Source organism: Mesorhizobium sp. ESP7-2 (assembly GCF_020164715.1).
In the GTDB taxonomy this organism is placed as follows: Bacteria; Pseudomonadota; Alphaproteobacteria; order Rhizobiales; family Rhizobiaceae; genus Mesorhizobium.
Genome location: NZ_JAIUGQ010000018.1, coordinates 44,491 through 67,032, shown reverse-complemented (window position 1 = coordinate 67,032; position 22,542 = coordinate 44,491). Strand labels below are relative to the sequence as shown.

General features: G+C 63.6%; 17 protein-coding genes. 16 read left to right on the top strand and 1 reads right to left on the bottom strand.

Going from position 1 to position 22,542, the window contains the following annotated elements:
- Nucleotides 1-185: 185 nt before the first annotated feature.
- Nucleotides 186-3,023, bottom strand: coding sequence for a type VI secretion system ATPase TssH (tssH, locus tag LB543_RS18350; protein WP_224615076.1), 2,838 nt, complete (start codon nt 3,021-3,023; stop codon nt 186-188).
- Nucleotides 3,024-3,355: 332 nt separating this feature from the next.
- Here tssH and tssA point away from each other — a divergent pair, with 332 nt between their 5' ends.
- The 16 genes from tssA (at nt 3,356) to LB543_RS18270 (ending at nt 22,539) form a co-directional block, all read left to right on the top strand.
- Nucleotides 3,356-4,531, top strand: coding sequence for a type VI secretion system protein TssA (gene tssA, locus LB543_RS18345; RefSeq protein WP_224615111.1), 1,176 nt, complete (start codon nt 3,356-3,358; stop codon nt 4,529-4,531).
- 5 nt (nt 4,532-4,536) lie between these two features.
- On the top strand, nt 4,537-5,073 hold the full coding sequence (gene tssB, locus LB543_RS18340; RefSeq protein ID WP_140763773.1) for a type VI secretion system contractile sheath small subunit: 537 nt from the start codon (nt 4,537-4,539) through the stop codon (nt 5,071-5,073).
- A 3-nt stretch (nt 5,074-5,076) separates the two neighbouring features.
- Nucleotides 5,077-6,582, top strand: a complete 1,506-nt coding sequence (gene tssC, locus LB543_RS18335; RefSeq protein WP_010910844.1) for a type VI secretion system contractile sheath large subunit — start codon at nt 5,077-5,079, stop codon at nt 6,580-6,582.
- Between the two features lie 82 nt (nt 6,583-6,664).
- Nucleotides 6,665-7,114: an Hcp family type VI secretion system effector gene (locus LB543_RS18330; RefSeq protein ID WP_027047140.1), complete on the top strand. Its 450-nt coding sequence runs from the start codon at nt 6,665-6,667 to the stop codon at nt 7,112-7,114.
- On the top strand, nt 7,101-7,853 hold the full coding sequence (gene tssE / locus LB543_RS18325) for a type VI secretion system baseplate subunit TssE (RefSeq protein WP_224615075.1): 753 nt from the start codon (nt 7,101-7,103) through the stop codon (nt 7,851-7,853). The genes LB543_RS18330 and tssE overlap by 14 nt, the downstream gene beginning before the upstream one ends.
- Before the next feature lies 1 nt (nt 7,854).
- Nucleotides 7,855-9,729: a type VI secretion system baseplate subunit TssF gene (tssF, locus tag LB543_RS18320; RefSeq protein WP_224615074.1), complete on the top strand. Its 1,875-nt coding sequence runs from the start codon at nt 7,855-7,857 to the stop codon at nt 9,727-9,729.
- Nucleotides 9,693-10,760, top strand: coding sequence for a type VI secretion system baseplate subunit TssG (gene tssG / locus LB543_RS18315; RefSeq protein WP_224615073.1), 1,068 nt, complete (start codon nt 9,693-9,695; stop codon nt 10,758-10,760). Before tssF ends, tssG begins: the two co-directional genes overlap by 37 nt.
- Nucleotides 10,757-12,217, top strand: a complete 1,461-nt coding sequence (gene tagH / locus LB543_RS18310; RefSeq protein ID WP_224615072.1) for a type VI secretion system-associated FHA domain protein TagH — start codon at nt 10,757-10,759, stop codon at nt 12,215-12,217. Before tssG ends, tagH begins: the two co-directional genes overlap by 4 nt.
- Nucleotides 12,218-12,220: 3 nt before the next feature.
- Nucleotides 12,221-12,673: a type VI secretion system lipoprotein TssJ gene (gene tssJ, locus LB543_RS18305; protein ID WP_224590323.1), complete on the top strand. Its 453-nt coding sequence runs from the start codon at nt 12,221-12,223 to the stop codon at nt 12,671-12,673.
- 40 nt (nt 12,674-12,713) lie between these two features.
- Entirely contained in the window at nt 12,714-14,048 is a 1,335-nt protein-coding gene (tssK, locus tag LB543_RS18300) for a type VI secretion system baseplate subunit TssK (protein ID WP_140813267.1), read from the top strand.
- Nucleotides 14,049-14,052: 4 nt separating this feature from the next.
- A complete protein-coding gene (gene tssL / locus LB543_RS18295) occupies nt 14,053-15,381 on the top strand; it encodes a type VI secretion system protein TssL, long form (RefSeq protein WP_224615071.1) in 1,329 nt (442 codons plus the stop codon).
- 1 nt (nt 15,382) lies between these two features.
- The gene (gene tssM / locus LB543_RS18290; protein ID WP_224615070.1) at nt 15,383-18,925 is read left to right on the top strand and encodes a type VI secretion system membrane subunit TssM; all 3,543 of its coding nucleotides are present in this window, start codon (nt 15,383-15,385) and stop codon (nt 18,923-18,925) included.
- Entirely contained in the window at nt 18,907-19,449 is a 543-nt protein-coding gene (gene tagF, locus LB543_RS18285) for a type VI secretion system-associated protein TagF (protein WP_224615069.1), read from the top strand. The genes tssM and tagF overlap by 19 nt, the downstream gene beginning before the upstream one ends.
- Nucleotides 19,449-20,552, top strand: coding sequence for a DUF2169 domain-containing protein (locus tag LB543_RS18280; protein WP_224615068.1), 1,104 nt, complete (start codon nt 19,449-19,451; stop codon nt 20,550-20,552). The genes tagF and LB543_RS18280 overlap by 1 nt, the downstream gene beginning before the upstream one ends.
- Nucleotides 20,549-21,571, top strand: a complete 1,023-nt coding sequence (locus tag LB543_RS18275) for a 3-oxoacyl-ACP synthase (protein WP_224615067.1) — start codon at nt 20,549-20,551, stop codon at nt 21,569-21,571. Before LB543_RS18280 ends, LB543_RS18275 begins: the two co-directional genes overlap by 4 nt.
- Nucleotides 21,571-22,539 carry a DUF4150 domain-containing protein gene (locus tag LB543_RS18270; RefSeq protein WP_224615066.1) on the top strand — a complete coding sequence of 323 codons (969 nt, stop codon included), beginning with the start codon at nt 21,571-21,573 and terminating at the stop codon, nt 22,537-22,539. Before LB543_RS18275 ends, LB543_RS18270 begins: the two co-directional genes overlap by 1 nt.
- Nucleotides 22,540-22,542 lie beyond the last annotated feature (3 nt).

The window sequence follows — 22,542 nt, the reverse complement described above, 5'->3', positions numbered from 1 at the left end:
GCGGCTCGGAGTTCACAACCCAGGGAATGCGGCAAGTCCACTCTCCCAAGGCCGCGACACAAAGCAACGCTGGTTCCTCGATTGTGAACTCGGTCACGCCGCGGGGTACGGCGCAGGAAAGCAGCTCATTCCGCGTCCAGCCATCGTAACGCGCTTTGTGGGCGCGCGAATGCGTGATGGCTAAACTATTCGAAAGAGTAGGTAAATCCCTCCGACGAGGCACCGACGGTGACTTTTGTCATCTTCTTGCCCTCCAGCGAGCGATTGAGCACGCCGCGGCTGAGTTCCGGCAGCAGCGTGTTGGTGAGGATTGCGTCGATCATGCGTCCGCCGGATTCGATCTCGGTGCAGCGCGCCTTGACCATGTCCATGACCCCGTCGCCGATCACCAGTTCAGCATCGTTTGTTGCTTTGAGGCGCCGCGCTATCTTGTCGAATTGGTGTCTGGTGATCGCCTCGATCATCGCGTCCGAGAGCGGATAGTAAGGGATTGTCACCACGCGGCCGAGGAAAGCGGCCGGAAACACTTTCAGCAGCGGATCGCGCAAGGCGGTGTCTAGATCGTCCATGCCGGTGCGCAAGGTGCCGTTCTTCGTGCGGTCCATGATAACCTGGGAGCCGACATTCGAGGTGAGCAGGATCAGCGTATTCTTGAAGTCGATCCGGCGGCCTTCGCTGTCGTCCATCATGCCCTTATCGAAGACCTGGAAGAAGATCTCATGCACGTCCGGATGCGCCTTCTCGACCTCGTCGAGCAGGATTACCGAATAAGGCTTGCGCCGCACGGCCTCGGTCAGGATGCCGCCCTTGCCATAGCCGACATAACCGGGCGGCGCGCCCTTCAGCGTCGAGACCGTGTGAGCCTCTTGGAATTCGGACATGTTGATCGAAATCAGGTTCTGCTCGCCACCATAGAGCGTTTCGGCAAGCGCCAGGGCTGTCTCGGTCTTGCCGACGCCGGAGGGGCCGCAAAGCAGGAACACGCCGACCGGTTTCTCCGGTGCGCCGAGGCCGGCGCGGCTGGTCTGCACACGTCTCGCAATCATCTCCATCGCATGGTCCTGACCGACAACGCGCTCAGACAAAGTGGCCGCGAGCTTGAGCGCCTTCTCGGTCTGGCTGGACAGCATCCGTCCCGTCGGGATGCCGGTCCAGTCCTGGACGACGGCAGCCACGGCATTGCGATCGACCGACGGCAGGATCAGCGGGGTCTCGCCCTGAGCCTCGGCAAGTTCCGCCATCAATTCGCGTAGTCGTGCCAGATCAGCAGTGGAATCCGGCGCGGCAACAGGCTCGTGTGCGGCAGCGGCCTCCATCTTTGCCGCCTTTGTTTTCGTGGACTTGGTCTTCGAGCCCTTGGGTTCGGCCGTCTCGGGTTGCGGAGTTTTGGCCTCAGGTGCCTTGCCTTCATGCGCCGTGGCAGCGGGCGCATCGACGGCCTCACCCGGAGCGTCTTCCCCGCCCTCCACCGTGTCGAGTGGCACGCCCTTGCCTCGGAGTTTGGCGCGCAGGTCGAGTATCTCGGCGACAAGCGCCTTTTCCCGATCCCAGCGCGCTTGCGCTGCCGCAAGCGTGGTCTCGGTTTCCGCCAACCCGGCCTCCACGCGAGCCTGTCTGTCGGCCACTTCGATGCCGATCGCTGCCTCGCGGCCGATGATGCCTTCCTCGACCTCGAGCGCCTGGCGGCGGCGCAGAATGTCCTCGACCTCCGCCGGCGTAGCATGCTGCGAGACGGCAACGCGGGCGCAGGCGGTGTCGAGGAGGCTGACCGCCTTGTCCGGCAGCTGCCTGGCCGGAATGTAGCGGTGCGAAAGCGAAACCGAGGCCTCGATCGCCTCGTCAAGGATCTGCACCTTGTGGTGCTGCTCAAGAACACCGGCGACACCGCGTAACATCAGCACGGCCACCCTTTCGGAAGGCTCTTCGATCTTGACCACCTGGAACCGACGGGTCAGCGCCGGATCCTTCTCGATATGCTGCTTGTATTCGGCCCAGGTCGTGGCGGCGATGGTGCGAAGCTCGCCGCGCGCGAGCGCGGGCTTAAGGAGATTGGCCGCATCGCCGGTTCCCGCCGCGCCGCCGGCGCCGATCAGCGTGTGCGCCTCGTCGATGAAGAGGATGATCGGCGTCTCTGAGGACTGGACCTCGTCGATGACGGCCTTCAGCCGCTTTTCGAACTCGCCCTTGACGCTGGCGCCCGCCTGCATCAGCCCGACATCGAGCATGCGTACGCTGACATTCTGAAGCGTCGGCGGCACGTCGCCCTGGGCGATGCGCAAGGCAAAGCCCTCAACGACCGCCGTCTTGCCGACGCCCGCCTCGCCGGTCAGGATCGGGTTGTTCTGCCGGCGCCGCATCAGGATGTCGACAATCTGGCGGATTTCAGGATCGCGGCCGATGACCGGATCGATCTTGCCGTCGCGGGCACGCCGGGTCAGGTCGGTGGCGTATTTGGCGAGTGCTGAATCCCCGCCCGGGCCGCGTTTCACCGGTGTTTCGGCCGCAGCTACGGCAGGAGGTGAGCCGGCTTCGAGCGAGCCCTCAGTGACTTCGACGAAGCGGGCGATGACCCCATCCGCATCGATCTTGTCGAATTCGGCGCTGATTTTCGAAACCAGCCCTTCCAGCACCGGTATCTTCAGGCAGGCGAGAAGAATGTGCGCACTGCGCACCTCATCGACACCGAATTCCAGTGTGGCCAAGCTCCAGCCTTCCTGTATGGCATGGAAGATGTGATCGGAAAATTCCTCCACCGAGGTCGCGCCGTAGGGCAGCTTATCGATTGCGCGGGTCATATCCGCCGTCAACCGGCTGACATCCAGCCCGGCATCGGCAACGATCATCTGCACATCCGAGCGCTCTGACAGCACCAGTTGCTGGACGAAATGGACGAGCTCGACATAGGGGTTGCCGCGCAGCTTGGCCGTGTCCGCGGCGGCCTTGAAGGCGCGCACCCCCGTGGGATTGAGCTTCGCAACGAGTTCCTTGCGCTTGAAACTCTGCGACGATCGGCGCTGTTCCATTTGAACCTGCCCCCGAGATCTGCTGACCGTACCCTGCCATAGAAGCGGCTGCTTGACAAAGCCGTGTGACGAACGAGGGCCTTCCGACTCGGTTCAGGCGGCACCTCGTGGTTACACAAGCCCTGCAAACTCCTGCAACAAACCCGGATTGTGGTCTGAACCACGCGAGCCATTTCACATACCCGGCCTGCCAACCGCGCAACGGGTTGGCCGAAAGATTACTGGAGCATTCAGCTTCTGTTAGTTTTTGAGGAAGTGCTCAATTGTCGTGGCATGGGACCGATGATAACGTTGCGTCACATGGGTCACAGGGCCCTTTGCTGGGGGTAGGTGTGATTGATCTCGCACTCTGGCTGAATCCTCTGAACGGTGCGAACCCGTCGGGAGAGGATTTGCGCAACGACCCGGCCTTTCAAGAGCTGGAGCGGCTCACGGAAGCCCAGCTCAAGGTCGTCCACGACGGTGGCAACAAGGCTTCGCAATCAACCAGCTTAGTCGACTGGGCGGCCGTCCTCGAAAAATCGGAAGAACTGCGGTCGCGCGGCCGGGATTTGCGCCTTCTGGTCATCGTCACGCGAGCGCTGGCCAATGAAGAGAAACTCGCCGGCCTCGCCCAGGGGCTAACCCTAATCGCAAGAACTTTCGACCAGTATTGGGATACGATGCATCCGGCTTTGCGGACGAGTGCCACGCCCCGCGACGCAGCGCTACGACGCATAAATGCGCTGCTCGACCTCCAGAACGGCCAGGAAGGCTTGCTGGCGAACATCAGGCAGACCGTCTTCTTCTCACCGCGCGCCATCGGGCCGATCAGCGGGCGAGACCTAGAACAGGCAGCGCTCGACGAGCGCGTCATGCTCCAGGAAGCTGCCTCCGGCCTGGGGCCCGCCGAAAAGGCGGCGCTGACGGCCGCCCACAACCAGTTGCTGAACCGGGTGCGCACTGGATGCGCGGCACAGATCGATCAGGCCGCGGACGCTGTCACGACACTTTTGGCTGATGCGCACGCAGCGATTTCGGCGCTGGAGGCAGTGGACACCGCGCTTAATGCCCGCATCGACGGCAACGGCGCGGCCGTTCCGGATCTGAAGAAGTTCCTGCAGCGCTTGCTGACGACGCTGGAGCGGAATTCCAGCATCGGCGCCATGGCCAACGGTGCGGCAAACCCTGCACCGCAGCCCGCTCAACCGGCATCGACGCCCACCCAAAACGGTCATGGAGCCGAGACGATGGCAAGTGTGGCAAGCCCTGTGGAAACCAGCGCTGGCCTGCCTGACCGGATCAACTCGCGCGACGAGGTCGTCAAATGCCTCGATCTCGTGGTTGCCTTCTACGACCGCACCGAACCGTCCAGCCCTATCCCGCATCTCGCCCGGCGCGTGCGCAGGATGGTGCACATGGATTTCGTGGAACTGATGGAAGATCTCGCCCCGTCGGGGCTGAAGGAGTTCCGGCTGCTTGCCGGTGTCCCCGACCCCAAGAAGCCGGCCCAGAAGGATGAAAGGTAACAAGCATGCCAGCAGAGAGCAAAGCCAAGGTCATCGAAAGAAACCGCGCCCCGCGCGTGCAGATCGCCTACGACGTCGAAACCTACGGCAGCCCCACGACGATCGAGTTGCCGTTCGTCATGGCTGTCATGGCCGACCTTTCCGGCGCCTCGCAGACCAAGGAAGCGTCGAAGTCGGTTCTGGACCGCAATTTCGTCGAAACCGACGCCAATCGCTTCCCCAAATTCATGGAAGCGATGGGACCACGCGTGAAGGCGCGCGTGAAGAACACGTTGCCCCAAGCCGAAGGCCAGGAGCGAGACGAAGAATTGGCGATCGATCTCACCTTCGCGAAGATGGGTGACTTCGCGCCGGACAAGGTCGCCGAGCAGGTGCCGCAACTGGCCGAGATCCTCAAGATGCGGCGCCAACTCGAGGAACTGCTGGGCTTCATGGATGGACGGGTCGACGCCGAAAAGCGCATCGCGCAGCTTCTGAACAACGAGCCGCTGCTTAGCAAGATCGCCAGCCAGGCGATTTCCGACGGCAAGGGCGAGGAGTAAGTCATGGCCGAACAGCAAAAGACCGCAGCCGCTACCGCCGAGGCCGAAGCCATCGATCTTGGCGAATTCAGCGGCCTTCTTGAAAAGGATTTCAAGGTCAAGAAGGACGACAGTGAGAAACTGCAGCAGTTGGTGCGCAACCTGGCGCTGGCCGCTCAGTCCCGTTCCGAAACGACGACCATCTCGTCCAACGCGATCAAGTCGATCAAGTCGCTGATCGCGGGCATCGACAAGATGCTGACGACGCAGGTCAACGAGATCCTGCATGCCCCGGAAGTGCGGGAGATGGAAGGCACCTGGCGAGGCCTTTGGTACCTCATCAATAACACAGAGACGGACACCAAGCTGAAGATCCGGGTGATGAATATCTCCAAGGAGCAGTTGGCCGACACGCTGGAAGACTACGAAGGCCAGATGTGGGACCAGAGCCCGATCTTCAAGAAAGTCTACACGGACGAGTATTCGATGCTGGGCGGCGAGCCGATCGGCTGCATCATCGGCGCCTACGAGTTCTCCAACCATCCGCGCGACGTCGGCCTGCTGCGCAACATCTCGGGTGTCTGTGCCTCGGCGCACACGCCATTCATCGCGGCCGCCTCGCCGCGGCTGTTCCGCATGGACAGCTGGCAGGAACTGCCGAACCCGCAAGACCTGCAGATGATCGTGAACAACCCGGCCTATGCCTCCTGGCAGTCGCTGCGGGAGAGCGAGGATGCCCGCTATATCGGGCTCACCATGCCACGCGTGCTGGCACGCCTGCCCTACGGCTCGGAAACCGTTCCGGTGAAGGGCTTCACCTTCGAGGAAGAGGTGGGCGGCGACCACAACAAATATGTCTGGATGAACGCCGCCTTCCCGATGGGCGTCAACATCAACCGCAGCCATAAGCTCTATGGCTGGGGAACGCAGATCCGCGGCGTCGAGAATGGCGGCACGGTGCTCAACCTGCCGGTGCACGCTTTCCCGACGGACGACGGTTCGATCGCAATGAAATGCCCGACCGAGGTCGCCATCGACGACCGGCGCGAGGCGGAACTGGCGAAGCTCGGCCTGATGCCGATCTTGCACCGCAAGAACACCGATCTCGCAGCCTTCATCGGCGCGCACTCGCTCCAGGATGACGAGACGCGCGCCGGGCGCCTCGTCGACCCCGACGCCCAGTCAAACGAACGGCTGAGCGCCAACCTGCCCTACCTCTTCCCGGTGTCGCGTTTCGCGCATTACCTTAAGGCGATCGCTCGCGACAAGATCGGATCGTTCAAGGAACGCACCGATATGGAGATCTGGTTGACCGAATGGATCAACCGGTACGTGCTGGCCAATCCAGCCTTCGCGGACGACAAGGCGCGGGCAAAGCGTCCGCTTGCCGCGGCCGAGGTTCAGGTCGACAGCGTCGAAGGCCGGCCCGGTTACTACAATGCCCGTTTCTATCTGCGTCCGCACTACCAGTTGGAAGGCATCAACGCCTCCCTCCGGCTGGTATCGGAACTGCCGTCAGTGAAGGGCTGAAGTCGCAGCGAAGTCATCCTGTTTCGTTTGAAAGCGGTGGAGAAAGACAATGCCTACCACAGAGAGAAGCGAGGCTCCTTCAATGAAGATCGATGGATTTTTGAAAGTTCCGGACATCAAGGGCCCGAGCAAGCGCGACGGCCATGAAGACGAGATCGAAGTGCATGGCGTCGATTACAAGATGATAGCGCCCTACGACCCGAATTCGCTTTCGCGACGCGGCCGTGTGTCGATGGGAATGATCAAATTCATCAAGCACTACGACAAGTCGTCGCCATATCTGAAAAAGGCGCTGTTCGAGAACAAGGCGCTCGACGAGGTGGTGTTCTCGGCACGCCGCACCATTGACGGGGAGACCAGCGACTATCTGGTTGTGACGCTCACCGACGCCTCGGTCATGGAGTACGATATGCGGCAGGCCGCCGACGAGGCCGATCTTATCGAGGAAGAAGTCAGCTTCGCCTACAAGAAGATCAAGTTCGTCTACGACAAGGACGACGAGATCGAAATGGACGTCTATGTCGGCAAGTGAGGCCAAGCGGCATGGCCCGAAGCCGCAGCTTGCCGGCAGTTCGCGGGCAAAGCGCGAGGCGGTCCAGCCCTCGCTCTGGGACCGCCTCGTCAACGACTTGCCGGGGCTGGCATCGGAGATCGACGGGCTGCGCCGTCTGCTGGATGAAGAACTCGGCGCCGAGCGCGTCGAGGCTCTTCTTGCCGGCAGCGCGCGCGCCATCGATGCCGACGCCGAACTCACGCCCGAGCAGAAACAGCGCCTGCACCGGCTGGTCTTCCAGACCGAGCATCGCGCCGAGATCGAAAGCCGCGGCGTGGTGGTTTCGGCACGCGTGTTGAGAGAAGCCGTGCGGCGCGACATCGAGGCCCTGTTCAACACCGAGCGCTTCGAATCCGAACCGATGCTTTCCGATACCGAACACGAACAGCCCCTGGACGAACTGCCGTCGCTCGCCGACTTTCCGGAGGTGCGCCGCAGCGTGGTCAATTATGGTGTGCCGTCCTTTTCCGGGCGTTCTTCGCGGGATTTCGACCGCGATGCGCTGGCGCGCGAAATCCGCGCAGTGCTTGCCACCTTCGAGCCACGCCTGAAAGAGAGTGCCACGACCGTCAACGTGACGCTCGGCGACAAGAGCGTCGGCCTCAAGATCGAGATCGACGCGGTGCTGACCATGGCCCCTACACCAGAGCGTATGCGGCTGCGCACCACGATCAATCTCGACAACGGCCTGGCACGAACCGAATTCCGGGAGACCTGAGATGGATCGGGTCTTCGTGGAGTATTACGAAGAAGAACTGACCCATATCCGGGCGTTGGCCGCGGAATTCGCCGACATGCATCCTGCGGTTGCCCGTAATCTTTCCCTCGACACGGTCCCATGTCCCGACCCTTATGTGGAACGGCTGCTCGACGGCGTGGCCTTCCTGGCCGCGCGCACCCGTCTCAAGGTCGACGCGGAGCGCTCGCGCTTCTCGCGCGCCGTGCTCGATGTGCTTTACCCGGATCTGGTGACGCCGGCGCCGGCGACGGCGATGGCTGTGCTGAAACCCGGCCAGCAGGTGCAGTCGATGATTGCCGGCCACGCCGTCGCGCGCGGCACACGACTCGTCTCCGGCCTCAATCCAGGGCTTTCGACGCGTTCGACCTTCACCACCGCGCAGGAGGTCACGCTGTGGCCGATTGCGATCGCCTCGGTCAGCTATTTCCAGGATCGTAGCGCGCTCGCCGCCGCCGGAATCGCGCCGATCGGCGACGCGCGCGGCGAGGCGGCGTTTCGCGTCACCCTTGCCCGGACGGGAAAAGGCAAGCTCAGCGAACTGTCGCTCGACCGTCTCGATCTTTATTTCGCCGGGCGTGCCAGGGCACCCTTGCTTTTCGATGCGATCTTCGGCGCCTGCTCGGCTCTCGGCGCGCGGGCGGAAGGCAAGACCAATCCGCTAACGGCGCTGCCCGAGCCCGAAATGATCGGCATCCGCGACGACGAAGCGCTGATGCCGCGCACCCGTCCGACCTTCGAGGGATACCGGCTGCTGCGCGAATATTTCATGATCCCGGAGCGCTTCCATTATGTACGGGTCGCCGGCCTCCAGCCCGTGGTCCGCAAGTGCGATGCGGGGATCGAGATCATCTTCCTGTTCCGGCGTCCGGTACCCGAGCTCGCCGATGTGACGGTTGCCGATTTCGAGCTGTTCGTGACGCCGGTCATCAATCTGTTCGAACGCGAATGCAACGTCATCGAGATCGATCCGCGCAAAACGCGTCAGGTGCTGCACGCCGACCGCACCCGGGCGCGGGATTTCGAGATCTTCCGGGTCACCCGGGTCGAGGACGCCGATGCGGAGAGCGGCGAGGCGACAATTCCCGAATTGTTCAGCCTGGGGCAGAACCGCGGCAGCGGCTGGGTCTATTCGACCGAGCGACGCCCGCGCCGAGCCACCGAAGATGAGCGGCGCGAAGGTCTGACCCGCACCTCCTACACTGGCGACGACGTCTTTATCGCCGTCTCACGGCCGGCAGGAAGCGTGCCAAACCGGCCGCTGAAGCGTCTCGACATCTCGGCTCTGTGCACCAACCGCGACCTGCCTATCCTGGACGACACGCCGACGCTGACTCTGGAGACGGCCGATCCGGTCGAGGCGGTGCGCTTGCTTGGAGCGTTGCGGGCGCCGCAGGCGGCCATCCCGGCGTCCCTCCCGGCCAGCGCGGCAGGCGAATCCCGCGCCGACAATCTCGCCTGGCGACTGGTGGCGCAGCTCTCTCTCAACTTCCTCAGCCTTGCCCAGGAGGGCCGTGGCGTGGATCCGCTGCATGCCTTGCTTGACCTTTATGCCGATCGGGGCGATCCCAGCCTTGCCCGCAACGTGCATTCGATCGTGCGCATCGATTCACGCCCAGTGATCGAGCGGCTCCAGATCGACGGGCCAATGTGTTTCGGACGCGGCACCGAAGTGACACTGCATGTCGACCAGTCCGTGCTGGCGGGTCAAAGTTCGCTGCTGCTTTCGGCCCTGCTTTCGCGGCTGTTCGCCCGCCATGCAGGGATAAACGGATTTGTGCGGACCCGTACCCGGTTGCTGCAGAAGCAGGAGGACGTGCCATGGCCGATGACGCCCGGCAATCGCTACCTGATCTAGCGGAGCCCGCAACAGTCGCGGCCGAACTGTTGCTGGAGAGCTTCGACTTTTTCGAACTGCTACGGCGCCTGGAGCAGCGCCGTGGATTGTTCGGCCATTCCGGAACGGCCGACCGCGAGCCGGCGAGACTTGGCCAGCATGTGCGCCTGAGCTTCTCGGCCCGCGACGTCGTCAAGCTCCAGGACGCCGGGGAGAAGGCCCCCGCCCGTGTGACCGTCGCCAATCTCGGGCTGCTTGGACCGGAAGGACCGATGCCATTGCATCTGACACGCTGGGTGCTCGACCGGCTGTCCCAACGTTGGTTCACCGGGGCCGATGCCGAGCAGACCAGCGACACGACCTTCGTCGATTTCGTCAACATCCTGCAGCACCGCATCATGGCCCTTTACTATCGCGCCTGGGCTGACGCGCATCCGGCGGTGCAGGTCGAGCGGTCCGTCGGCGGGCGTGTTCGCGCCATGCTGGAGGCAATGTCGGGGATCGGCCTCCCCGGCACCCAGGATCCCGAACTCGACACTGTGCGACTGCGACAGGCTGGATCGCTCGCCAGCCAGGTCGACGGCGTGGAGCGGCTGACGCTGTTTCTCGCCACCGCCTTCAAGGTGCCGGTGCAGGTCAAGGAATTCGTTGCCGCTTGGACCACCATACCGACGGCACTGCAGACGCGTCTCGGCAAGGCCCATGCCGGGCTCGGACGCGGCGCGACGATCGGGCCGCGGGTCTTCAGCCGCCAAAGCAGGATCGAACTGCGCGTCGGTCCGCTAAGCCTCGACGACTTCAGGTCGTTCCTGCCTGGCGAACGGCGTCTTGGCCTGTTCAAGAAGGCGGTACGCGACATGATCGGCGAGACGCTCGACGGCGATTTGCGCATCGTGCTCGCGTGCAAAGCCGTGCCGCCGCCACGGGTCGGGACTGTCCAGCTTGGCCGAACAGCCTGGCTGGCGCGTCCCGCCGAAAGGGGTGACGCCGACGATCTCAGGTTGCACGCCATCGTCGGCTGGCGGCCGGAAATGGCGGAGGCGGCCGCATGAGCCTGCTGCTGACGCTGGAACAAGGCCCGCGCTCGCAAGTGGTCAGGCAGAGCCGGCTGGACGAGGGCGAACTGGTGATCGGGCGCAGCGCCGATGCTGGCTGGCAGATCGACGACCCGGACATGTTCGTCTCGCGCGCGCATTGCAAGATCAGCGGCGATCGGGATGGCTATTTCATTACCGACACGTCGAGCAGCGGATTGTTCGTCGATGACTCCGACAGCCCCCTGGGACCTGGCAGGTCGATGCGGCTGCAGAGCGGCATGCGGCTGCGCATGGGCGACTATGTGTTCCATGTCGAGGTTCAATCCAAAGCGAACCGGACGTCAGTAGGCCCGGTTCCGGTCGCGAGCCAACCCGCGCCTGCGTGGTCATCGCCCGGAGCGCGAACGCCTGCCAGCATCGGCGGCGACGACTTCTTCTCGGCCAAGGTCGAGGAAGAACCACGCCCGCCACGCCCGGCGGACCTGCCGAACCCGTTCGAGCAGCCTGTTCCGGGGGCTTATGATCGCGCATCGAGCCAAGGCAGTTCGCCTGCCTTTGACGACCCGTTCAGCCTCGACCCGGTGGCGACGTCGCAATCCGGTGATGTCGCTGCTCCAGGTCAGCCAGATCCGTTCGGGTTCGGCGAAATGCCTTCGCGCAACGATGCGTCAGGGCATGCGGCAAAGCCGGCCAGCTTCGATGACGATTTCAGCTTTGGGCCGGCGGCGACCCCGCCTCTCGCCAACGGAGCCGACCCGGCAGGACGTGTGCAGCATCAGGCTGAAAAGCCGCGCGCCGGGCATGCCTGGGATGTGCCGGTGCAGGCAGCCGAGCCACCGCCGCCGCGACGCGCCGCTCCAACGCCCAGGCCGGCGCGCCCGGCGCAGCCCGCATCCAGCGATATGGCGCTTCGTGCCGCATTCTTGCGCGGCATGGGCGTCGAGGAGGCCGATTTTCCCGGCCGCGATTCGATCGCCGAAATGGAAAAATTCGGGCGTGAATACCGGCTGATGCTGGATGGCTTGATGCAACTCCTGCGCAAGCGCGCCGAGGAGAAGGGTAGCGCGCGCGTCGCCCAGACGGTGGTCGGCGCTTCCGAGGTCAACCCGCTTAAATTCCTGCCGACGGCCGACGATGTCATCGTCACCATCATCTCGGAACGCAGTCCGGGCTTTCTATCCGGCGAGGCGGCGATCAACGATGCGGTAAAGGATCTTGCACAGCATCACGTACGCGCTTGGCGCGGCGTTCAGGCCGCGCTTCGGCGCATGATCGACCGTTTCGATCCGGCCGTGATCGAGGAAGAGCTTAAGTCCAATTCCGCCATCGGCAATCTGCTGTCCGGCGGACGTAATGCCAAGCTGTGGGAGCTCTACCAGAAACGCCATCGCGACATCGCCCAGAGCGCGGAATCGAGTTTCCTGGGCGAGATCGGCGCAGACTTCAGGGACGCATATGAAGAGGAGGAGTAGGACATGATCGACAGACGCGAATTCGTCGTTGCCCTCGGCGCTACCGGGCTGCTTGCGGCTTGCCAGAGCGGCCCGCCGAAACCATCGGTTATCTCGGTCAACGTGACGGGGGGCGCCGGCATGAATCCAGGACCGGGCGGCGGCGACAGGCCGGTGACGGTCCTGGTGATGCGGCTTGCCAGCACCGGCAAGTTCAACTCGGCCGACTATTTCGCGCTGCAGGGCGACGCGAGCTCGACGCTCGGTGCCGACCTCATCGGCTCCGACACGATCTCGGTTGCGCCCGGCAAGACGGCGGCCAAGACCATCACGGTCGAGCCGAACGCCACGGCACTCGGCTTCGTGGCGCTGATCCGCGAGCCAGGCGGACGCAACTGGCGCACGACCAAGTCGGTATCGCCAGGGTCGAAATTCACCATCAATGTCAGCCTCGGCAAGGGCGGTATTTCCGCCTAGCGACAGGGGCCGCGGATGGTTGTGTGCAGAAAGTAGTGGCATGAGCGATGCAAACAGGGTGCTGTGGTCGGAGGGCCTGTTTCTCAGGACCCAGCACTTCCAGCAGCAGGATCGGTTCTTCGAGGGCATGGTGCGCGGCGCATTGCAGGCCGGCCAGCTCCATACTTTCGGCTTCCAGCAACTGACCCTCGACCAGTCGCTGCTCGATGCCGGCCAGGTCTCGATCGTGTCCGCCCGGGGCATTTTCCCGGACGGCACGCCTTTCTCCATCCCGGAACTGATGGATGCGCCCAAGCCGCTGCCGGTCACGGCGGACACCGGCGCCGGGCCGGTGCTGGTCGCATTGCCGCTTGAGCCAGCCGGTGGCGTCGGATTCGATCCGGCGCATGCGGCATCGACGGGCGCGCGCTACCACGGCAAGATCGTTTCGGTGCGCGACGCCGTCCAGAGCGGCGCCGATCCGGAAGAGATCGAGATCGCGCGGCCGCAAGCCGCCCTGCTTGCGCCCGGCAAGTCGGTCGGCGGTTATACCGCCTTGCCGATCGCCGACATAAAGGGTGTGCGCGCCGACGGCGGCATCTCGCTCGATGAGACGTTCCTGCCGCCGACGCTGATCACCGGCGCAGTCCACTGGTACCGGCAATTGCTGCAGGAGGTCGTCACCGGCCTCGACCAGATCGCTGAAGCGCATGGCAAGATGGTGATGGGTGGCGCCGGTCGCAGCGTCGAAGACCTTTTGATGCTGCACCTCGCCAATGCCGCTCGCCCGCGGCTTGCCCATATGCTCGCGCAGGATGTCTTTCATCCGGCCGAACTCTATCTCGAACTTGCCGGACTGGCCGGCGAGATGGCAACCTACGGCTCGAGCTCGCGGCGGCTCGGCGAATTGCCGGCCTACGATCACATGGCGCCCGGCCCCGCCTATATGGCGCTGGCCGACGCCTTGCGCTCGCTCATTCTGAGCCTGCGCTACATCGAGCCGAAATCGCGCGTGCTGCCGGTCATGCGGCACGCGACCAATGTCTGGAAAGTGCGCATCGACAACCCGAAGCTCTTGGTCGCCAGCCGCATCGTCATCCGCGTCGGATCGGAACTGTCGGAAGACGCGCTGCGCAAGATCTTCGTCAACCAGGCGACAGTCGGCGCCGCTGACCAGTTCGAAGGTCTTTGGAAGTCCCGCCTGCCGGGCATTCCGCTGAAACCGCTTCATTCGCAGCCACGCGAGATTCCCTACGATGGCGACCGGCTGTGCCTGGAGCTTGATCAGAAGAGCGAGCATTGGGCCTCGTTGCTCGACGCCCCCGGCTTCGTCATCGGCGTTTCCGGTGTCCTGCCGAGCGAGCCGCAGGTCGACTGCTACTCAGTGAACAGGTGACGCCATGAGCCGGGATGATCCTTTCGGACTGTCGGAGGATCGCGAACGCACACGGATCAGGCTGGCGGGCGCTGCGCCACGGCCGATGGCGCCGCTAGCACCGGGCGCCCCGGTCAAAATGGCGCGCGCCCATGCCAACACGCTCATCAATATCTTCGCGCCATTGCTCGAATTCGCGCCGGAGCTCGAAAGCGCGCTGGCGCCGGAGAACCCGGAAGCGATGCGCACGCGCCTGCTCGACGAGTTGGTTCAGGCGCGCGACGCCGCGATGGTAGCGGGCTCCTCGCTGGAGCGCGCCGACCAGGCGGCCTGGGCCGTGGCGGCGTTGCTCGACGACCTCGCGTTGAACACGCCTTGGGGCGGCGCCAGCGCCTGGCCACGCCAGCCGCTGGTGGTCATGCTGCGTGGCGACGTCGATGCCGGCACCCAGTTTTTCACCCGCCTTGACGAGCTGGAGCGTCACCCGAACCGCGACCACGAGATGCTGGAGCTTCAGTATTATTGCCTGGCGCTCGGCTTCCGCGGCAAATATCGCGTGCCTGGCCGCGCCGGCGACCGGTCGCTCAACGCCGTGCGCCTCGCCGCGGCGCGCTTCCTGCGTAACGCCGACGCCGAAGACGCCCCGCTGTCGCCGCACTGGAAGGGCGTGATCGCTTCCGACGAGCCGCAGCGCTTCATCGTCCCGATCTGGGTGATGGCACTTGCCGCAATTGCCGCCGCCGCCGCCGCATACATCGGTCTGTCGATGAGCTTGAGCAGCCAGGCGGTTGAACTCTCCGCAGTCGTGCGCACGCTGCCGCCGGCTTCACGCGGCGACGTTACCCGCGCCGCCCCCAAGCAGGACGCGCCCGAACCTGAACCGCCGCAGTCGGTCGATTTCGCGCTGTTGCCCGCGTTCAAGGCCGAAGCGCCGGCCAGCCTCAAGGGCGCGCTCAGCGGCACCGAGAGCGTCTCGCTAGCCAAGCTGATCATCCAGTCTTCCGACCCCGAGCTGTTCCAGTCCTCGCGGTCGACGCTGTCCCAAGGCTATGAGCCGCTGATCGCCGCCATCGCCAAGGTCATCCTGGACAACAAGGAGCTGATCGGAAACATCACGATCATCGGCCATACCGACAACGTGCGCCTGCAACGGTCCAACCCACTCGCGAGCAACCAGCGGCTCTCGGAGGCGCGCGCCCAAACCATAGCGGACCTCCTGGTTCAGGCTGGCGTGCCACAAGAGCACATCCATTCCGAAGGCCGCGCCGACACCGATCCGGTGGCCGACAACGCGACGCGCGAGGGCCGCGCGCTCAACCGGCGCGTCGAGGTCCTGGTCGAGAAGAGGCTCTGAGATGTTCATCCTGCGCTTCTTTTGGGCTGTCATCACCTCGCGTTTCCTGTGGACGCTGCTCGGCATTGCGCTGCTTTCGCTGTTGATCTGGGTGTTCGGCCCGATCGTAAAGGTCGGGCCTTACGCGCCATTCGAATCCGACAATGTGCGCATCGCAATGATCGCGGGGCTGATCATCCTGTGGCTGATCTGGCTGATCCTCGCGCAGCGGCGAGCCATCCGCGCCAACCGCATGTTTGTCGCCGAGATCGCGGCACCGGTGGCGGAAAAGCAGCTCACACCCGGCGAGGAGAGCGTTGCAGCCGTTGGCGCCAAGTTCGGCGAGGTGATGGCCGAGCTCAAGCGCCGCAAGCTCGGCGGCAGAAAATTCCTGCGCGAGATGCCCTGGTATGTGATCGTCGGGCCGCCTGCCACCGGCAAGACCACGGCATTGCGGCAGTCAGGCCTCAATTTTCCAATTGATCTCACCGATGATTTGCAAGGCGTCGGCGGCACGCGCAATTGTGACTGGTTCTTCTCCGAAAACGCGGTGCTGATCGACACTGCTGGCCGCTACGTTCAGCAGGAGAGCCAGCCGGACGTCGACGCGGCTGAATGGCTGGGCTTCCTCGACCTTTTGAAAAAGCACCGCGGCCGCCGCGCGCTCAACGGGGTCATTGTCGCGCTGTCGATCGATGCGCTCTCGGAGGGCGACGAAGCGATCAAGGCGCATGGGCGCAAAATCCGCCGCCGGCTGGCGGAGCTGAACGATCGGCTGGAGATCCGTCTGCCTGTCTACCTGATGCTAACCAAGGCAGACCTGATCAAAGGGTTCGAAGCCTTCTTCGGCGGCTTGTCGACGAGCGCCCGCGAGCAGGTGTGGGGGACGACTTTCCCGCTCGACGCCCGTGTCGACGCCGGAACAATCCAGGCGGAACTTACCGGGCTTGCCACCGAGTTGGAGCGGCGGCTGGTACCGCGCCTGGAAGATGAAGACAAGCTCGGCTCACGCGCCGAGATCTTCCGCTTTCCGGCGCAGCTGGCGAGCCTTGTCGAGCCGATCAAGACACTGATCGAGGCGATGTTCGGCGAAAGTCGCTACGAGGAGGCAGCCTGGCTGCGTGGCCTTTACCTGACATCGGCGACACAGGAAGGCGCTCCCATCGACCGGCTGACCGCGGCGCTGTCGTCGTCCTTCGGCCTGCCACCGCGCCGCGCCATGCCGACGGCGCGTGTCGAGAAGCGCAGCTTCTTCCTCAGGAACCTTCTCACCGAGGTGATCTTCAAGGAGGCCGGCCTCGGCACATTCGATCCGCTGGCGCAGCGTCGCCGCGCCTGGATCTGGCGCGGAGCGGCCGCCGCCTGCGCACTCGCGGCTTTGCTGGCCGGCGGACTGTTCACCTGGTCCTACCTCGACAACCGCAATGCGATCACTGAACAGGCCGGCCAGTTCGAAGCCCTGCAAGGGCCGCTCACCCAAGTCGCCGCCACCCCGGCCGCGGTCGAGCAACCGACCATGGATGGCGCGCTGGCGGCGATGGACGCGGTGGCGACCGCCCGGACAGCGCCGCCAGATGCCGTCCATAACCTGCTGGGCCCGACCGCCTCGGCGGAGCTGGTGCGGGCACAGACCGATACCTACGACCATGCGCTGCGCAATATGCTCGAGCCGCATATGGTCGCCCTGCTCGAGGCCACGATGTGGCGGCAAATTCGCGATCCGGATTTCATGCTCGGCGCGCTGAAGACCTACCGGATGATGACAGGCTTGTCGCAGATGGACACCGAGTTCGTCCAGAATTGGTGGGTGAACAGCCTGCCGCAATTCGCGCCGGCTCCCCCCTTCCCCACGGCCGACGCCGAAGAGCACCAGCTCGCAGCCATCCGCCGCATGGCCGTCGACGACAGCTACATCGCTCCGGACAAGGCGCTGGTCGCGGAGGCGCTGAAGACTGTGTGCACGATCTCACTGCCGGAGCGCGCCTACAAGCAGCTCCTGGCCGACCCGGAAGTGGCGGCCGTCAAGGAATGGGTGCCGGCCAATTTCGCTGGGCCGAACGGCGCCAAAGTGTTCGCGCGCCGCTCCGACAAGACGTTGCGCGTCGGTGTTCCTGGCCCCTATACCTATGCCGGCTTCCACGACGCGATCCTCGATCGGGTCGAGGATGTAGCGGGACAGGCGGCCCTCGATCGCGCGGTGTTTGCCGGTGGCTGCGCGGAGAATTCGGAGACGTCGGTTTCAGCACTCTCGCAGGACATCTTGAAGCTTTACTATGACGACTATATCGCGCAATGGGACTCTTTCCTGCGTGACATGCGGCTTGCCCCGCTTACCGATCTCAACATCGCCAGTGAGAACCTCAAGGACCTTTCAAGCGCCGACTCCGCGCTGAAGCGCCTGTTGACGGCAGTGGTGCAGGAGACCGACCTCACCCGTTCCGACGATGCGCCAGCAGGCGACAAAGGCGGCGCTGCCGCCAGCACGGGCTCGAAGCTGCTCAGCAAACTCGGCAAGCTGGGCAAGGTGGTGACCACAGGCGCGAAGCTCCTGCCGCGCGCCGGATCCGCCAGCCAGGTGGACATGACCGGCAGCCTCGTTGCCGAGCATTTCAAGCCGCTCAAAGGCACCATCGCCCAGGTCGACGGCCAGCCGCCAGCGCTCGACGCGGCGATAGTGGCGCTGACTGCGCTGTCGAACGTGCTGCAGACGGTCACCGCCAATCCGAACCCGCAGGATGCGATCAAGAAACAGGGCGGCCTTGCCGAACTGACAGGCGCGGTCGCCAGGCAGGCGCAGATCCTGCCCTCGCCGATCAACGACTGGCTCGGCGGTATCGCCGGCGACACCAGCGGCCTGTCGCAGAAGGCCGTCACCAACGAGCTGAACGCCATCTGGCGGGCCGACATACTCCCCTTCTGCCAGGCGGCGCTCAACAACCGCTATCCATTCAGCGCCGACAGCGCGGTCGACGTCAATGTGCGCGACTTTCAGCGTCTGTTCGGACCCACCGGCATGATCGATGCATTCATCAACGACCACCTGATCAACTATGTCGACACCGCCAGCGAACCATGGAAATGGCGGGCCGATTTCGGCCTCGACCCGGCTGCGCTTGCAGCGTTCGAGCAGGCCAGGCATATCCGCGACGACCTGTTTCCAGGCGGCACTGGCCCGGTGATGAACTTCACGCTGGAACCCAAGGACCTCTCACCCAACGTGGCGCGGGTCACGCTCAACCTCGATGGCCAGAATCTCGTCTACTACAACAACGCGACGAGGCCGCAGCCGATGACGTGGCCCGGCAAGGATGGCACCGGCGTGATCTCGCTCGCCTTTCAGCCGGTTGACGGCTCGCCCGAAGTGATGCTCAACGAGACTGGCAGCTGGGCCTGGCTCAGAATGCTGCGCGGCGGCCGCTTCGCCGCGACCAAGCTCACCGACGTCTACAGCCTGCGGCTCGGCACGAAAGGCGTTTGGGCCGATTTCGAGCTCAAGGCGGCCAGCGTCGAGAACCCATATACGCTCGAAATGTTCAAGAAGTTCACATGTCCGCCGCAGATCTGACCCTGCCCGGCTTCTACGGCAAGATGCCCGCCACCGGCGATTTCGTGACGCGGCGGCTGCCGGCAGATTTCGTGCGCGCATGGGACCGCTGGCTGGCGCAGCACATCGTGCCGCTGCTTGGGCTCGAAGCCTGGCGGACAAGCACGCCCTTGCGCTTCCTGGCCGGCCCCGATTCCTTCGGTCCCTCGGCCGGCATCGTGCTGAAGAGCGCCGACCGGGTCGGCAGGCAGTTCCCGCTTAGTGTAGCTGCTTGGCTCCCCGAAGCACGGCTGAAGCTGGCCTACTTGGACGCGTGGTTCGACGGCATCGAAACCGCCGCCCTGGCCGCACAACGAGGCGAGCTGACACCCGACGAACTGGATGCCGCCCTGATGGCCTTGCCCGTGCCTCTAATCGAGCAGGATGGCGATGTCATCGACGACCTCGTCATGTGGTCCGCGCATACGGATATTTTCGACGTCGATCCGCAGGCGCCGCAAACGACACTTGAACAGATCTTCGCCGGCCACGTGGAGGCGAGCTGATGCAGATCTGGAACCAGATGGGCTATCCTCATCAGTTCACCATGGGCATGGACAAGGCCGGCCACGAATGGATCGTGGTCGTGGTCAAGGGCACTTTCGATTTTCCGACGAAGCCTGGCGGGCTGGTGCAGAAATCGGCCGAGCAGGTTCCGCTGGTCATGGCCGACACGCAAACCGGTGTGCCTGGCTATTCGGCAACGTTGTGGGAGACGGATTTCGCCTTCCGCAAGCCGCGCTGCGATGTGATCGCCAATGGCTGTGCCCATGCGCCGGGGGGACGGCCCGCGGAGCGCGTTCCGGTCGGCATCAAGGTCGGCAACTGGTCGAAGCTGTTCGAGGTCGTCGGCCACCGCGAATGGCGCGCCATCGGACCGGTCTTTACCGCGACCGCGCCGCAGCCCTTTCTGAAACTGCCTATCTCCTATGACGTTGCCTGGGGTGGCATCGACAGGCTGGATCCAGAGGACAAGCTTCCCGCCAGCTATAAGTACAACCCGGTCGGAACAGGATGGTCGCGCACCAAGAACCAGCGCCTCGTCCCAGGGTTGCGGCTGCCCAACACGCAGGCGGTCGATGAGGAGATCCGCTCGCCCTTCGGCGACTACAAGCCGATGAGCTTCGGCCCAATGGGCCGCGGCTGGCCTGGCCGGATCGAGTATGGTGGCACCTATGACGATAACTGGACGAAGAACATCTTTCCGTTCCTGCCGCCGGACTTCGATGAACGCTACTTCCAGATGGCGCCGCCTGACCAGCAGATCGATAATCCGAAAGGCGGCGAGGAAGTGGTGCTTGTGAACCTGACGCCAGAGGGACGGACGAGCTTTCGGCTGCCGGGGACCGCGCTGCCGATGACGTTGTTCAAAGGCAGGGAGAAGGTATTGGAGACAAGCATCCACCCTGACACTATCCTCTTCGACACCGAGAACAGGCGCCTCTCACTAGTTTGGCGGATATCGCAGCGTATCCACAAAACGATCCTCGACTTCAACGAATGCTGGATCGGTCCGCCAACTGCATCGATGCTCCGCGCGCGTGCTACCGGGCGAGCCTATATCCGCGCCAATGGAACAGCGCCTGAGGAAGATACCCAAAACGCATGAGCACGGCGATCGACATTGCCTCGATTGGGATGGTGACCGCCGTCGGTCTCGACGCCCCATCGGCTTGTGCCGCGATGCGGGCACGGCTCGATGGCTTTCAGGAAACGCGTTTTGTCGGATCAGGTGGAGGGTGGTTGATCGGCGCCCCTGTTCCTCTTCCGCGCAACTGGATTGGCGAGAAGCGCATCGCTCACCTCGCCGCAGGCGCGATCTGTGAAGCTTTCGAGAGTGTCCCGCAAGCGCGAGGCAAGACCGCTTTGATCTTGTGTTTGCCCGAGCAGGATCGACCGGGCCGCCCAGTTCAGGACAACTCCGTCCTGCTCCGCCGAATTGCCGAGATCGTCGAGGTGGAGCCCCACATAAGGTCTCGCATCGTCGCGCATGGTCGCCCGTCAGGGCATGTCGCGCTCGACCACGCTCGCAAGCTTCTCGCTGCCCGCGAAGTTCCTTACGTGATGATTGCCGGTGTTGACAGCTATCTGACCGCACCTGCGATCGCACACTACCTAAACCAGCGCCGTTTGCTGACACCCGATAATCCCAACGGCTTTATTCCCGGCGAGGCCGCCGCTGCAATATTGTGCACCCAATCAAAATCCGGCGGGTTTCGGCTTTTCGGTCTTGGCCTGTCACGGGAAGTCGCGTCGATCTACAACGGCCAGGATCTGCCTCTGCGAGGCGATGGAATGACGGCCGCCTATAGTGCGGCGTTCGATGAAACCGGCATCGAGATGAACCGGCTTGGTTATCGGATCGCCGACCTTATTGGCGAGCAATACTGGTTCAAACAGAGTGCGCTGGCTAGCCTGCGATTATTGCGCGGCCGTCACGATTTCCAAGACATCTGGTCACCTGGAGAATCTGTTGGCAATGTCGGCGCGGCCGTCGGCCCATTGATGATCGGCATGGCGTGGACAGCGGCGCAAAAAGGTTATGCCGCAGGAAACCCTGTGCTTATTGAGGCTTCCAACGACGCTGGTGCCTGCGGAGCGGCGCTACTCGCAGCGAGGGCGGCCTGATGACTGTCTACGCGAATGGTCTGGAAGTCGCTTGCAAGGCGCAGTCCAACAAGGTCATTGCAGCCTTTCCTGACGTCTGCTTCACGCCGCCGGAAAATCCCGCGACACCGCCAGGGGTACCTGTTCCCTATCCCTCCTTCGGCCTTGACTCCGACACCGACAGCGGCACCGGCACCGTCAAGATCGGTGGCCAAACCATCACCCAGAAGAACAAATCCTACTACACAAAGACCAGTGGCACAGAGGCTGGATGCGCCGCCAAGAAAGGCGTGATCACCTCAGTCAACACCGGCAAGGAATATGCCGTCGCATGGTCGAGCGATGTGAAGGCGGATGGCGAACCGGTCAGCCGCATGACCGATCTTTCGACTAACAACCATGCCTCGCCAACAGGTAACGCGCCGCCCTGGCCGAAAGTCGGCCAATTGACCGTCGGTGGGGTGGACTGTGCGACCATTCTCGCAAATCTCGGCATGAAGGTTCATGCCTACAAACATGCTGACAAGGAATGCAGTTCAAGTCAGCAATCTGATCACATACTTCAGAACGCCTGTTTCCAAAACTCACGCGGCGGTCAGGCAATCAGCACAGTGTCGGACTATAAGATAGGTGACGCACCCTGTGTGTGCCTCGACGACAAGACCACCCGTGGCACCGAGCATGGCGAGAAAACCGCTGAGCAGGGCGACTGGTCGAAGAAACAGCGGGCAACGGGCAAGAACCCGACCTACAAGGAAGTTCGTGAGGGCAATTTGAATGCTATGAAGAAGGCCAAGGCGCCCCATATGGACGATGGGCCTGACGGCAAGGAACATCCCGCCGTCACTTGTTTGCGGATGATCTGTGACGCCTTCTTCAAAGATATGATGGACGGCGACGATGAAGCCGCTAAGGACAGCACACAATGTCGGGCGCCGGCAACCGGGGCATTCAAGCAACAGGCCACCGTTACCAGCGGTCCGGTTTGATGA

Excerpts from the sequence above, each read along its gene's own strand:
- LB543_RS18330 (WP_027047140.1), top strand. The coding sequence starts at position 6,665 with ATGAAGATCGATGGATTTTTGAAAGTTCCGGACATCAAGGGCCCGAGC.
- tssB (WP_140763773.1), top strand. The coding sequence starts at position 4,537 with ATGCCAGCAGAGAGCAAAGCCAAGGTCATCGAAAGAAACCGCGCCCCG.
- LB543_RS18275 (WP_224615067.1), top strand. The coding sequence starts at position 20,549 with ATGAGCACGGCGATCGACATTGCCTCGATTGGGATGGTGACCGCCGTC.
- tssM (WP_224615070.1), top strand. The coding sequence starts at position 15,383 with ATGTTCATCCTGCGCTTCTTTTGGGCTGTCATCACCTCGCGTTTCCTG.
- tssE (WP_224615075.1), top strand. The coding sequence starts at position 7,101 with ATGTCGGCAAGTGAGGCCAAGCGGCATGGCCCGAAGCCGCAGCTTGCC.
- LB543_RS18270 (WP_224615066.1), top strand. The coding sequence starts at position 21,571 with ATGACTGTCTACGCGAATGGTCTGGAAGTCGCTTGCAAGGCGCAGTCC.
- tssH (WP_224615076.1), bottom strand. The coding sequence starts at position 3,023 with ATGGAACAGCGCCGATCGTCGCAGAGTTTCAAGCGCAAGGAACTCGTT.
- tagH (WP_224615072.1), top strand. The coding sequence starts at position 10,757 with ATGAGCCTGCTGCTGACGCTGGAACAAGGCCCGCGCTCGCAAGTGGTC.
- LB543_RS18280 (WP_224615068.1), top strand. The coding sequence starts at position 19,449 with ATGCAGATCTGGAACCAGATGGGCTATCCTCATCAGTTCACCATGGGC.
- tssC (WP_010910844.1), top strand. The coding sequence starts at position 5,077 with ATGGCCGAACAGCAAAAGACCGCAGCCGCTACCGCCGAGGCCGAAGCC.
- tssG (WP_224615073.1), top strand. The coding sequence starts at position 9,693 with ATGGCCGATGACGCCCGGCAATCGCTACCTGATCTAGCGGAGCCCGCA.
- tssL (WP_224615071.1), top strand. The coding sequence starts at position 14,053 with ATGAGCCGGGATGATCCTTTCGGACTGTCGGAGGATCGCGAACGCACA.
- tssJ (WP_224590323.1), top strand. The coding sequence starts at position 12,221 with ATGATCGACAGACGCGAATTCGTCGTTGCCCTCGGCGCTACCGGGCTG.
- tssF (WP_224615074.1), top strand. The coding sequence starts at position 7,855 with ATGGATCGGGTCTTCGTGGAGTATTACGAAGAAGAACTGACCCATATC.
- tssK (WP_140813267.1), top strand. The coding sequence starts at position 12,714 with ATGAGCGATGCAAACAGGGTGCTGTGGTCGGAGGGCCTGTTTCTCAGG.
- tagF (WP_224615069.1), top strand. The coding sequence starts at position 18,907 with ATGTCCGCCGCAGATCTGACCCTGCCCGGCTTCTACGGCAAGATGCCC.